This window comes from Rhodococcoides trifolii (genome assembly GCF_014635345.1).
Classification (GTDB): Bacteria; Actinomycetota; Actinomycetes; order Mycobacteriales; family Mycobacteriaceae; genus Rhodococcoides; species Rhodococcoides trifolii.
Genome location: NZ_BMCU01000004.1, coordinates 315,823 through 328,192 on the forward strand (window position 1 = coordinate 315,823; position 12,370 = coordinate 328,192).

Below are 12,370 nucleotides of genomic sequence, written 5' to 3' on the forward strand. Positions count from 1 at the left end.
GATTGGCGGAAGCCGCGCGTTGAACACCTCGAAGGGTTCGGCCGACACAGTCGCCGTTTTTCGCCTCCAGCGGAATCTCGTTGGAGGCACGGCAACCTGCGGGTAAGGCAACTAGACTGAACTCGGGATCGTGGAATCAACGTTCGGCGTCGAATACTCGGCGTAGAGGTACTTCCCGATTGGCCTACCGGTGTTGACATCTGCGGTGGGCGAGGTCCGGACACCAGGTCCGATGGCCTGCCAGTCATGAGTGTGAGGGAGAACGATGTTCGAGAGGTTTACCGACCGCGCACGGCGCGTCGTCGTCCTGGCCCAAGAAGAGGCCCGGATGCTCAACCACAACTACATCGGCACGGAGCACATCCTGCTGGGTCTCATCCACGAGGGTGAAGGCGTAGCGGCGAAGTCTCTGGAGTCGCTCGGGATCTCCCTCGAGGGTGTACGCAGCCAGGTCGAGGAAATCATCGGCCAGGGCCAGCAGGCTCCGTCCGGTCACATTCCGTTCACTCCGCGTGCCAAGAAGGTCCTCGAGCTGAGCCTGCGTGAGGCACTCCAGCTCGGACACAACTACATCGGAACCGAGCACATCCTCCTCGGCCTCATTCGTGAGGGCGAAGGCGTGGCCGCTCAGGTGCTGGTCAAGCTCGGCGCCGACCTCAACCGGGTCCGTCAGCAGGTCATCCAGCTGCTGTCCGGATACCAGGGCAAGGAGCCCAGCGAGTCCGGCAGCAGCCGCGGCGAAGCGGGCACCCCGTCCACCTCGCTGGTCCTCGACCAGTTCGGTCGCAACCTGACCCAGGCCGCACTCGAAGGCAAGCTCGACCCGGTCATCGGTCGCGCGAAGGAAATCGAGCGCGTCATGCAGGTGCTCTCGCGTCGTACCAAGAACAACCCTGTCCTCATCGGTGAGCCCGGCGTCGGCAAGACGGCCGTCGTCGAAGGCCTCGCGCAGGCCATCGTCAACGGCGAGGTTCCCGAGACGCTCAAGGACAAGCAGCTCTACACCCTGGACCTCGGTTCGCTGGTGGCCGGCAGCCGCTACCGCGGCGACTTCGAGGAGCGCCTGAAGAAGGTTCTCAAGGAGATCAACACCCGCGGCGACATCATCCTGTTCATCGACGAGCTGCACACGCTCGTCGGCGCAGGTGCAGCCGAAGGCGCCATCGACGCGGCCTCGATCCTCAAGCCGAAGTTGGCTCGTGGCGAGCTCCAGACCATCGGTGCCACCACGCTCGACGAGTACCGCAAGTACATCGAGAAGGACGCAGCACTCGAGCGTCGTTTCCAGCCGGTGCAGGTGGGCGAGCCGTCCGTCGAGCACACGATCGAGATCCTCAAGGGTCTGCGCGATCGTTACGAGGCGCACCACCGCGTCTCGATCACGGACAGCGCGCTGGTCGCGGCGGCAACCCTTGCCGACCGCTACATCAACGACCGCTTCCTCCCGGACAAGGCAATCGACCTCATCGACGAGGCGGGCGCGCGCATGCGTATCCGCCGGATGACGGCGCCGCCCGACCTGCGTGACTTCGACGATCGCATCGCCGACGCACGTCGCGAGAAGGAATCTGCGATCGACGCGCAGGACTTCGAGAAGGCTGCGAACCTGCGCGACAAGGAGAAGACGCTGGTTCAGCAGCGCTCCGAGCGTGAGAAGCAGTGGCGTTCCGGAGACCTCGACGTCATCGCCGAGGTCGACGACAACGAGATCGCCGAGGTCCTGGGCAACTGGACCGGCATCCCCGTCTTCAAGCTCACCGAGGAGGAGACCACCCGTCTGCTCCGCATGGAAGACGAGCTGCACAAGCGCATCATCGGCCAGGTCGAAGCGGTCAAGGCCGTCTCGAAGGCGATCCGTCGTACGCGTGCGGGTCTGAAGGATCCGAAGCGTCCGTCGGGCTCGTTCATCTTCGCCGGCCCGTCCGGTGTCGGTAAGACCGAGCTGTCGAAGGCGCTGGCGAACTTCCTCTTCGGCGAGGACGACGCGCTCATCCAGATCGACATGGGCGAGTTCCACGACCGCTTCACCGCGTCGCGGCTCTTCGGTGCCCCTCCCGGCTACGTCGGCTACGAAGAAGGTGGACAGCTCACCGAGAAGGTGCGCCGCAAGCCGTTCTCCGTGGTGCTGTTCGACGAGATCGAGAAGGCTCACCAGGAGATCTACAACACGCTCCTGCAGGTCCTCGAAGACGGACGCCTCACCGACGGTCAGGGTCGCACGGTCGACTTCAAGAACACCGTGCTCATCTTCACCTCGAACCTCGGTACCGCCGACATCTCGAAGGCAGTCGGCCTGGGCTTCAGCTCGGGTGAAGGTACGGGCTCGAACTACGAGCGGATGAAGCTCAAGGTCAACGACGAGTTGAAGAAGCACTTCCGCCCCGAGTTCCTGAACCGTATCGACGACATCGTCGTGTTCCACCAGCTCACCAAGGACGAGATCATTCAGATGGTCGATCTCATGCTGGCGCGAGTCGAGGTGGCGCTCAAGAACAAGGACATGGCCATCGAGGTCACGGACAAGGGCAAGTCGCTCCTGGCCAAGCGCGGATTCGATCCGGTACTGGGTGCGCGGCCGCTGCGTCGCACCATCCAGCGCGAGATCGAGGATCAGCTGTCCGAGAAGATCCTGTTCGGCGAGATCGAGCCCGGCCAGATCGTGCTCGTCGACGTCGAGAACTGGGACGGAGAGGGTTCGGGCGAGGACGCCAAGTTCACGTTCCGCGGCGAGAAGAAGCCGATCAATCTCCCGGACGAGTTGACCGTCGACTTGGCGAAGTCGGGCGAGAGCTCCGAGTAGTTTCGTTCGAAGCGGGCCGCATCCTCAGGGGTGCGGCCCGTTCTGCTGTTCCATGCCTCGGAGGGAAATCTCATGGTCGAACGGACAGATGTGGTCGTCGTGGGTGCCGGCCTGGCTGGACTGGTCTGCGCGGCCCACCTGCAAAGCCGAGGCATCGACACGCGACTGCTCGAAGCGTCGGACCAGGTGGGTGGGCGGGTTCGCACCGACGTCGTCGACGGACACCTGTGCGACGTGGGCTTTCAGCTGCTGAACCCCGCGTATCCCGCGGTCGGACGAGGAATAGACGTCAAGGCCTTGGAGTTGCGACCGTTTGCGGCCGGCGTCCGGGTGCGACGAGGTACCGGTTGGTCGACACTTGGCGACCCGCGTCGCGAGCCACAATTGCTGTGGAAGACGCTGCGCAGCGGACTTCTGTCACCACGCGAGATCGCGGGTCTGGCGCGCTGGGTAGCGCCGGTGATGGTCAGTGCGCAGCGCTCCCTTCGGGGGGACGATGTCACCCTGAACGAGTCGCTCGACGCAGTAGGAGTACGTGGACCACTAAGACAGCACGTTCTGGAGCCCTTCCTCGCGGGAGTGCTCGCCGACGACACCGGCACCACGTCGGCGGCGTACGTCCGGCTGCTGATCCGCTCGTTCGTGCTCGGCACCCCGGCTGTCCCGAGGGACGGCATGCGGGCGTTGCCCGCACAACTTGCGGCGGGATTGAGCCGACCGGCCGAGACGTCGGTAAAGGTGCTGGGCGTCGATGACGGAGTCGTGCGTACCGAGGCAGGGTCGATCAACGCGCGCGCCGTGGTGGTCGCGACCGATGTTCGGGATGCATCCGATCTCGGAGTCGTACCTTCGGGCTCTGCGATGAACGGGTTGACCACGTGGTGGTTCTCCACGCCGGCAGGCATGCCGCAGGATCGGCTGCTGGTGGTCGACGGTGATCGCGGACCGGTCGTCAACACCGCGGTCATGTCTGCTACCGCTCCCAGCTATGCGCCGGCCGGTCGCGACCTCGTTCAGGTGACCACCTTGGCCGCGGCAGGGCTGACCGACGACGCCGCACTCGCGCAGGCGCGACGGTTGTGGGGTGTGGACACCAGCGAGTGGAACCTGCTCGTGCGTCACGACGTGACGCGTGCCCTGCCGAAGTCGACACCGCCGCTTCAGGCGCGGCAGCCGGTCGATCTGGGTGACGGTCTCTTCGTCTGCGGCGACCACCGGGACACTCCGTCGATCCAGGGTGCGTTGGTGTCGGGTCGCCGCGCAGCCTCCGCGGTGATCGCTGCTCTCGGAGCGCGATGAGTTAGCGACGCATTCCGAGTCGGTATTGGCATGGCAACTGCATCCGTGAACTCGCTGATCCTGTCCAGCCCGGACCCCGCTGCACTCGCGCAGTGGTACGGAACAGTGTTCGAGGCGCCGCCGATGGCGATGGGCCCGTACACCGTTATCGACCTCGACGGCTTCTTCGTGATGTTCGACAAACGTGACGACGTCACCGGCCCCAACCCGAACGGCTCGCGCATTCTGCTCAACATCGAGCCGGACGACCCCGCCGCCGTCGCTGCACGAATCGACGGGCTCGGCGGAACGTGGATCAGCCCACTCGAGGACCGCGACGGTGACCAGTTCGCGACCGCGGTGGACCCGGACGGTAATTGGATTCAGCTGGTCCGTATCCGGGACGAGATGGAAGCGCAGATGGGCGCGCCCACCACCCCGTTCTCCGGATTCGCGGTTCGTGACGTGCAGGAGGCCACGGTGTTCTACCGAGACCTTCTCGGAATGCGTGTCCTACCGAACGGGACGGACATGGCGTGGATACGCATCGACCGCCGAACCACGGTGCTCGCGTACCCGAAGCCGGATCATGTGCCCGCAGCGCACACGATCCTCAACATCCCGACCCGCGACGTCGGGTCGAAGGTTGCCGAGCTCACCGCCAAGGGCATCACATTCCTTCGCTACGACGGATCTCCGCAGGACGAGGACGGTGTCATGCGCGGCTACGGTCCCGACATCGCGTGGTTCACCGACCCGTCCGGCAACGTGCTCTCGGTGGTTGCCATGGTGGAGCCTGATTTCGAGAGTTAGGCGTGCGTGAGCCATTCCGCTGAGTCCCGCCCCGACCAGTTCGCGAGACGTTCCGTGGGTCCGGCGTCCGGCCGCGGCTCGACCACTCGGCCGAAGGGCACGTCGTCGGCGTCGCGGATGTCGGCTGGGAGGAACTGAGGAAAAACCCCGGCTACCACGCCGACCACCGCGGGATCGGCTTCTGCTGATTGTCCGGTCGACACGGCCAGATCCCACCCGTGCACGAGCGTCTCGTTCAGGTAGCCGAACAGCACGCCGCGGCCGGGCACCGTTCCCCACGGCACGGTGATCATGGCGTCGAGCAGGGAGTCGTCCGCGTCCCACGCCGCGAGCGAGGCGGCCGCGGCCGCAGCCAGGTCGCCGGCCGGGTCCGCGAGATCGTGCAGGTCCACGTTCACTGCCATCACGTCGCGGCCCGATGCGGCGGCATGCCCGCGGCGAACCGTTCCGACGAGGTGGCCGATCAGCGCGCGGACGTCGAACTCGGAGCACGGGGTGGGCAGCGACATCTGCTCCTCGGTGACGGCGGCGGCGAGGCCGGCCGTCCAGTCGAGTGCGCTGCGGTAGAGGGGGCGGGGGTCCATGGGGGTGCCTTTCGTGATGCGACCGAAGCCGCTGGATCGACCGAGGGTGCCCCCGAGTCGGCTGAACACGACGAAGTCAATCCGATAATCACGACACGTTGTGTCATGTATTTCTGCCAAACTTCGTTCATGCGCGCCGACCGCCTCCTCTCGCTCGTCCTGCTGCTGCGAAACCGAGGCCGCATGTCCGCAGCTGCGCTGGCGAAGGAACTCGACGTTTCCGAACGCACCGTCCTGCGCGACATCGACGCCCTCTCGCTCTCGGGCTTTCCGGTCTACGCCGAGCGAGGACGTCACGGCGGCTTCGAGTTACTGCCCGGTTTCACGACGGACCTGACCGGCCTCACCGCAGACGAAGCCAAGGCGCTGATGACCGGGCCCGCCTCCGAATCTCTCGGCATGGCGCCCGCCTTCGCCTCCGCCATGCGCAAGGTGGCCGCGTCCATGTCGGACGAACAGCGAAGGGCGGCAACGACTGTCGCGCAACGCGTACTCGTTCGGCCGGAAGGATTCGTCTCCGAACCGCCCGATGCGGACGACCGTCTGGGATTGGTTCAGCAGGCCGTCTTCTCCGGCCGACGGCTGCGCATCGTGTACGGACCGGAGCAGACCGAACGCACCATCGACCCGCTCGGGCTCGTCCACGCGGGTCGGCACTGGTACCTGCTCGCGCTCCATCGCGGCAACGAGCGCACGTATCGACTCTCGCGCATGGGCAACGTCGAGCAGCTCGACGAACCCGCCGAACGCACTCCGGACATCGACCTGGCCGCCATCTGGGACCGTCGACGGACCGAGTTCCGCTCGAGCCGAGAGGTCGTCTCCGCCACCGTCCGCGTCCACCCCAACCAATTTTCGACGGTTTCTGCGGTGGCCCTGGAAGTCCGTTCCGTCACCGAAGAGGGTGGCGACGGTGACGGTGACGGGAAGGCCGGAGGCCGGCCGGAATCCTGGACGACTGTGGATGTCGTCCTCGGCGGGGTGGGGCACGCCTGTTCGTTGATGTGGATGCTCGGTGACGACGGGGAGTTGGTTTCGCCGCCGGAGCTTCGGGCCATCCTGAGAGGTCGGGCTGCGGCGATGGCAGCCCAGCACAGCTAACCTGGAGCAGGTTAGTAGTTGATTCTTTGACGAGAGGACTCTCATGCCTACACGTACCGCACGCACTGCCTGGAACGGAACACTGGAGAAGGGCGCCGGCCAGGTAGAGCTCACGAGCTCCGGTGCCGCCACCTTCGACGTCTCCTTCCCCAAGCGTGCAGCCGAGAACGCAGACGGTACCACCAGCCCGGAGGAGCTCATCGCCGCAGCGCACTCCGCCTGCTACGCGATGCAGCTGTCCGCCGTGATCGCCGAAGCCGGCGGCACCCCGGAGAGCCTCGACGTGAAGGCCGACGTCTCGCTCGGCCCGGACACCGTGGGCTTCAAGCTGACCGGCATCAAGATCACCGTGCGCGGTGAGGTGTCCGGCCTCGACGCCGACGGCTTCGCCAAGGCCGCGCAGGACGCCAAGGAGACCTGCCCGGTGTCGAAGGCGCTCACCGGTGTCGAGATCACCCTGGATGCAGCGCTCGAATCGGAATGAGTCGCTCGGCGACGACAACGGCGGTTGTCGAGGTCTGGTCCGACATCGCGTGCCCGTGGTGCTACATCGGGAAGTCCCGGTTCACCGCGGCGCTCGAGTCGTTTCCGGACCGCGATCGTATCGAGGTCATCTGGCGTGCCTACCAGCTTTCACCCGACACCCCTGTCGGTGAGGCAACGCCGGAGATCGACTCGCTCATGGCCTCGAAAGGCATGGAGCGCGAGCAGGTTCGAGAGATGTTCGAGCAAGTGAGTGCGAACGCGGAATCTGCCGGGCTCGAGATCGACTTCGAACGCGTCGTCGCCGCCAACACGTTCGATGCGCACCGGTTGATCCAGATGGCCGGTCCGCAGGAAACACCGAAGGGACCGCGAGCATCACGCCGAACCGAGGTGATGGACAACCTCTTTCGCGCACACTTCGTCGAAGGTCGGATCATCGACGACTTGGACGTCCTCGCGGCCGTCGCGGACGAGTCGGGACTGGGTGCAGACGTCCGGTCCCGACTCGACACGGACGAAGGTGCCGAGGAAGTACGCGCTGATCTCGCGACCGCCAAGCAGATCGGCGTGAGCGGAGTTCCGTTCTTCGTCGCCGGTCGGCGTGTGGCCGTGTCCGGTGCGCAGGCCGAGAGCGTGTTCTTTCAGTTGTTCGACAGAGCCGTCGCCGACCTGGACTGATCCGAGCGAGTGGCTCGCTCGGTCAGGTATGCGAATGCCAGGCCGAGCGAGATCCACAGCGTCGCCTGAATGGTCAGCGACGAGATGCGGAACTGCCACAACAGGGTTGCGGGGAAATCCGTTCCCACCTCGTTGATCCCGGGCAGCAGTACGTAGCCCGCGATCACGACGACGAGGAACCCGGCGAGCGGAGCAGCGATCCTCGTGGCGATGGACGACTGCGCCGCAACAAGTTTCGACACGTACGCGGCAACGACGACCGCGAGCAGACCGAGCACCACCGACGCGAGCCACAGCCAGGTGCGCTGAGTGATCGTGTCGGGATCGCCTACTGCAGGCGGATTCGCCGGGTACTTGAAGAACGGCACCGCCTCGATGGCGAGCCACCCTCCACCGGCGATCACGAGCGCGAGTACGGGCCCGCGCAGGGTCACGAACCGTCGGGCGTAGTGAACGACGACGGCGAAGATGGCGCCCAACGCGAGGCCGGCCAGGCCGGTCGCGAGGAACAGCCCTACCTTCTGACCGTCACGCGAGACGAGGGGTGTCTCTTCTTCGTCGTGTGCAGCGGTGACTTCTTCTCCGCCGTGACTGTGCCCACCCGCCGCATCCTCGATGGCGATGGCCGCGTCGACGTGAGGTTCACCGATGAAGAAGGCGACACCACCCGCGAGGATGCCGGCGATCAGACCGGCAAGGAGGCCGCGGAGAAGGAGCTGGACGAAACTTCCGGGCAGGTGGGTCAGTGGCGAGCTTGGGAGCGCTGCGTTATTCAGTGGCACGGGAGCCCCAGCAGGTGACGTCCGTCGTGCATCAGCTCGTGCATGTACATACCGGAGCGCGAGATGGCTCCCTGGTCGAAGCCGACCAAGTACAGCGTGAGGAACGCAAGCAGAATCACCGCGGCAACGACGACTGCGAGCGCAGCGGATTCGTTGACCGAGCTGGGGGAGTGGACGATCGCCATGTGGTGTCCTTCCGGGATGTTCGCGTCCCGAGTAGAGGATGGCTGCGGCGGCCTCGTTTTCTGACTCTCGAGCCGCGAGGCTCGATTACAGTGGCGCGACCGTCCCGGATTCGCACCGGGTTACCGTCGACCGTCGCAGTGTGGTCAAGCGAACTGTGACACCGGCGGCCTCACAAGTCAATTGGCCGAGGCGATCCCGAAGGCCGATTGGGCGATCGAGAACACGTAGCCGTTCTCCAGCTGACCGATGGGCCGGTCCGATTCGATCTGCGTTGCGAAGACCCAGTCCTGACCTGCAGCGTCCGTCGCGAGCCACGATCCGATGACGTCACCGGGAAGGTTGCCGGACTTGGCGCCGACGTACGGCCACTGCGCGCGGTCGAGCTCGATCAGCGGCTGGATGCCCAGTATGCGTCGGGCCTCGTCGGGGAGTGGACCGTTCAGCAGACCGGCGTAGGCGTTGCAGATGTCGTCGGCCGTGGCGAACCAGCCGACGTCCTGAGCCGACCCCGGCGTGCTGATGAGCGACTGCAGGTCGAGGTCCAGCGGCTGATCGTCGAGCGAGGCGAGAATGGCTCGTCGACCCTCGGTGTCGGCGCTCTGCCAGGCCGCGCGCTGATTCTGCACGCCCCAACCGGTGAGGAACACTTCCTTCGTCGTCGGGAACGGGGTGAGGTCGGCGGGATCGTGGTGACCCATGAGCGACAGCTCGTTCTCCACCGCCGCGCGCCCGAGGCGGTCGATCAGAAGATCGGTCGCGGTGTTGTCGCTGATCGAGATCATCTTCTCGGCGGCGTCGCGAACGGTCACCTCGGTGCCGGCGGGAAAATTCTGCAGTTCACCCGACGGTGCGCTCTTGACGGCTTCGGTGATCGTCAAGGTCTCGTCGAAGGAGACCGTGCCGTTGTTCACGGCGCGGAGCAGTGCGCCCAGTACGTACAGCTTGGCGACGGACGCGATCTGCAGTTCCGCACCGGCGTTGGTCGCGTGGACGGGCACGCAGCTGCCACCGGTGATGCGCGCGGCCAGAACGGAATCCGCCGTGGTGCCGAGCGACGAGATGGCCTGATCCACGTCGGCCCAGGTGGTTTCGGGGGGTGCGGTGGCCAGACCGCGAATGCCGTCGAGCTTTCCGGTCGAGTCGATCGACAGGTCGAGTGTGGCAGGGACGCCGCGGCTGGTGGTCAGCTGCAGCTCCGCCTGGCCGCCCTGCGCGCGGTAGGAGTTCACGGTGAACGGCGCACTGGTATTGAGCTGTACGACGGGTGTGATCAGGCCCGCTGCACCGAGTGCCTGCGCCAGAACGGGCGCTGCGAACGCGTTGATCTCGTCGGGGTTCAGCGTGTTCACGTCCGCATTGATCCAGCCGACGACGGTCCGGCTGACCTGGCCGATCGGAGTGGACGGGTCGATCAGCGGAGGAGCGGCACCGTCGGCGGTCTCGACGGTCTCGGCGGTCTCGGCGGTCGGCGGAGGCGTCGACTCGGCGCTCGTATCGGACCATCCACGAGCCGAACCGGATTCGAGCTTCGGGTCGACTCCTCCGGAACACGCCGTCGCGGTCAAGGCCACGGCGAACAGCGCAACGGCCCGCCCCCGGAAACTCTGCATCCGCACGATCCCCATCCAAAATCGGTGAATTACCCGGTTCGAACCCTACTGACCACCCTCGGGCTTGACGTCGAGCACCACCTCGAACTCCAGCAAGGATGCGCCCGAGCTGACCGGCTTCGCACGCTCACCCGAATGCGCGGCGACGGCGGGACCTGCAGCCCAGGCCGCGAACGCCTCTTCGGTCTCCCACTGGGTGACGACGAAGTACCGGCTGTCGCCCTTCACCGGACGCAGCAACTGGAAACCCAGGAAACCGGGCGATCCGTCGACGGAATGGGCCCGCGCGGCGAACCGCTTCTCGAGCTCGGCGCCGGCGCCTTCGGGAACTTCGATCGCGTTGATCTTCACTACTGCCATGGGCCCGAGATTACCCTTCGGGTGTGACACCGATCGTCCTGCTGCACGGGCTCATGGGCCGCGGACGTACGTGGCGTCGGCACGTTCCGTGGCTCGGCGAACTGGGCGAGGTGCATACGTTCGATGCGGCGGGGCATGGGCGCTCTGTTTCTTCGGTGGACACCGAAGCCTTCGTTGCCGATCTCGCCTTGTTCGTCGGCGCACTCGGTCCCTCGATCGTCATCGGCCACTCCATGGGAGCCCTGCACGCGTGGTGTCTGGCGGCAGCGCATCCGGAACTGGTGCAGGCGTTGGTGATCGAGGACATGGCGCCTGATTTCCGTGGGCGCACCGCCGACGACTGGGCCGCCATGATGCACGCGTGGCCGCAGCCGTTCGCCACCGCGCAGGATGTGCTGGATTTCTTCGGAGACGTTGCCGGACAGTACTTTCTGGATTCCTTCGACCATTCTTCGGACGGCTACCGCCTGCACGGTGACGTCGACACGTTCGTGGCCATCTCCGCGGAATGGGGGACACGCGACTTCTGGTCCGAGTGGGATGCGGTACGGGCGCCCACGCTGCTCATCGAGGCGGAACACGGCATCACCCCGCCGGGGCAGATGGCGGAAATGCATGCGCGGGGGCCTGATTCGGAGTACGTCCTGGTGCCGGGGGTTGGGCATCTGCTGCACGACGAGATGCCTCAGCGGTATCGAGAGCTCGTGGAGGCCTTCCTGCGGAACCGTTGAGCCGGACAAAGGCCCACCAGTCACGCCTCACCCCTCTCCCGCCAGCGCGAACAACCCTTCCGCCGTCTGCTCCACCAACCCGTCCGCCAGCAACGAGTCCAGCGCCCGCTCCCGCTGACCGGCGTCGGTGGTCCACACCAAATCGAGGCGCGCCTTCTCCACCGGTCCGCTGGTGTCGCGGAGCACGGACATCAACTTGCCGCGCACTTGACGATCGGTGCCGGCAAACTTCTGCACCTTCTTCGGCGGCCCAGCGTGCGCGGGCTTGCCGGCCTCGACCCATGCGCAGTGCGGGAGTGGACATTCGGCGCAGGTGGGCTTCTTGGCGGTGCAGATCACGGCGCCGAGTTCCATCAATGCCGCCGAGAACGTCGCTCCTCGGTTCGGGGGAAGCAAGGCTCGGACGTCGGCCAAATCCCTTGTCGTCGAAGGGTTCCCCGGCTCGGCGAGACCGTGAACCGCACGCGCGACGACCCGTCGGACGTTGGTGTCGACCACCGGAACGCTCTGCCCGTACGCGAAAGTCGCCACAGCGCGCGCGGTGTAGGCGCCGATTCCGGGCAGCCCGAGGAGCGTGTCCACATCTGCGGGCGCAACGTCTCCATGCTGTGTGGCAAGGACTTTGGAACATTCGTGTAGCCGTAGCGCCCGACGCGGATAACCGAGCTTCCCCCACGCGCGCAACACTTCCGCTTGCGACGACGCCGCCATCGCCGAGGGCACCGGCCACCGCGCCACCCAGTCGAGCCAGATGGGTGCGACACGTGCGACAGGAGTCTGCTGCAGCATGATCTCGCTCATCAGGATCTGCCACGCGGTCACGGCGGGTCGGCGCCACGGGAGGTCGCGCGCGTTCTCGTCGAACCAGGACACCAAGGCGTCGGCGTCGACCGTCAAAACAAACCTCCTGTGCGCCTTTGCCGATCATCCCGACCGGCCTCCGGCCTTCCCGCAGCCTTCC

At 65.9% G+C, this 12,370-nt stretch carries 13 protein-coding genes and 1 riboswitch; of the genes, 7 read left to right on the forward strand and 6 right to left on the reverse strand.

Annotated features, from left to right (window positions below; all coding sequences use genetic code 11):
* The first annotated feature begins 265 nt into the window (after window positions 1–265).
* The 3 genes from IEW02_RS19185 to IEW02_RS19195 all read left to right on the forward strand — a co-directional run bounded on the left by IEW02_RS19185 (window position 266) and on the right by IEW02_RS19195 (window position 4,891).
* Complete coding sequence (locus IEW02_RS19185) at window positions 266–2,800, forward strand: ATP-dependent Clp protease ATP-binding subunit (RefSeq protein WP_188546479.1); 2,535 nt, start codon at window positions 266–268, stop codon at window positions 2,798–2,800.
* A gap of 72 nt (window positions 2,801–2,872) precedes the next feature.
* A complete protein-coding gene (locus tag IEW02_RS19190) occupies window positions 2,873–4,099 on the forward strand; it encodes an NAD(P)/FAD-dependent oxidoreductase (protein ID WP_188546480.1) in 1,227 nt (408 codons plus the stop codon).
* 30 nt (window positions 4,100–4,129) lie between these two features.
* Window positions 4,130–4,891: a VOC family protein gene (locus IEW02_RS19195; RefSeq protein ID WP_188546481.1), complete on the forward strand. Its 762-nt coding sequence runs from the start codon at window positions 4,130–4,132 to the stop codon at window positions 4,889–4,891.
* Here IEW02_RS19195 and IEW02_RS19200 read toward each other — a convergent pair.
* A complete protein-coding gene (locus tag IEW02_RS19200) occupies window positions 4,888–5,475 on the reverse strand; it encodes a TIGR03086 family metal-binding protein (RefSeq protein WP_188546482.1) in 588 nt (195 codons plus the stop codon). The two genes, IEW02_RS19195 and IEW02_RS19200, sit on opposite strands and share 4 nt — an antisense overlap.
* 129 nt (window positions 5,476–5,604) lie before the next feature.
* Here IEW02_RS19200 and IEW02_RS19205 point away from each other — a divergent pair, with 129 nt between their 5' ends.
* From IEW02_RS19205 to IEW02_RS19215, 3 genes are read left to right on the forward strand one after another with little or no spacing between them, the layout of a single operon-like run.
* Window positions 5,605–6,576, forward strand: a complete 972-nt coding sequence (locus tag IEW02_RS19205; protein WP_188546483.1) for a helix-turn-helix transcriptional regulator — start codon at window positions 5,605–5,607, stop codon at window positions 6,574–6,576.
* Window positions 6,577–6,619: 43 nt separating this feature from the next.
* Window positions 6,620–7,060, forward strand: a complete 441-nt coding sequence (locus tag IEW02_RS19210) for an OsmC family peroxiredoxin (protein ID WP_188546484.1) — start codon at window positions 6,620–6,622, stop codon at window positions 7,058–7,060.
* On the forward strand, window positions 7,057–7,740 hold the full coding sequence (locus IEW02_RS19215) for a DsbA family oxidoreductase (protein WP_188546485.1): 684 nt from the start codon (window positions 7,057–7,059) through the stop codon (window positions 7,738–7,740). The genes IEW02_RS19210 and IEW02_RS19215 overlap by 4 nt, the downstream gene beginning before the upstream one ends.
* On the opposite strand, the gene IEW02_RS19220 is transcribed toward IEW02_RS19215, so the two are convergent.
* The 4 genes from IEW02_RS19220 to IEW02_RS19235 form a co-directional block, all read right to left on the reverse strand.
* Complete coding sequence (locus IEW02_RS19220; protein WP_371829976.1) at window positions 7,704–8,522, reverse strand: CbtA family protein; 819 nt, start codon at window positions 8,520–8,522, stop codon at window positions 7,704–7,706. The two genes, IEW02_RS19215 and IEW02_RS19220, sit on opposite strands and share 37 nt — an antisense overlap.
* Window positions 8,513–8,707, reverse strand: a complete 195-nt coding sequence (locus IEW02_RS19225; protein ID WP_188546486.1) for a CbtB domain-containing protein — start codon at window positions 8,705–8,707, stop codon at window positions 8,513–8,515. Before IEW02_RS19225 ends, IEW02_RS19220 begins: the two co-directional genes overlap by 10 nt.
* Window positions 8,708–8,739: 32 nt before the next feature.
* A riboswitch (cobalamin riboswitch) is annotated at window positions 8,740–8,888 on the reverse strand.
* A complete protein-coding gene (locus IEW02_RS19230) occupies window positions 8,885–10,333 on the reverse strand; it encodes a serine hydrolase (RefSeq protein ID WP_188546487.1) in 1,449 nt (482 codons plus the stop codon). It overlaps the preceding riboswitch by 4 nt.
* Window positions 10,334–10,363: 30 nt before the next feature.
* Window positions 10,364–10,678: an antibiotic biosynthesis monooxygenase family protein gene (locus IEW02_RS19235; RefSeq protein WP_188546488.1), complete on the reverse strand. Its 315-nt coding sequence runs from the start codon at window positions 10,676–10,678 to the stop codon at window positions 10,364–10,366.
* 23 nt (window positions 10,679–10,701) lie between these two features.
* On the opposite strand from IEW02_RS19235, the gene IEW02_RS19240 reads away from it, so the two are divergent.
* Window positions 10,702–11,409, forward strand: coding sequence for an alpha/beta fold hydrolase (locus IEW02_RS19240; protein ID WP_268236753.1), 708 nt, complete (start codon window positions 10,702–10,704; stop codon window positions 11,407–11,409).
* 27 nt (window positions 11,410–11,436) lie between these two features.
* Here the strand turns inward: IEW02_RS19240 and IEW02_RS19245 are convergent, their stop codons facing one another.
* A complete protein-coding gene (locus IEW02_RS19245; protein WP_188546489.1) occupies window positions 11,437–12,306 on the reverse strand; it encodes an HhH-GPD family protein in 870 nt (289 codons plus the stop codon).
* Window positions 12,307–12,370 lie beyond the last annotated feature (64 nt).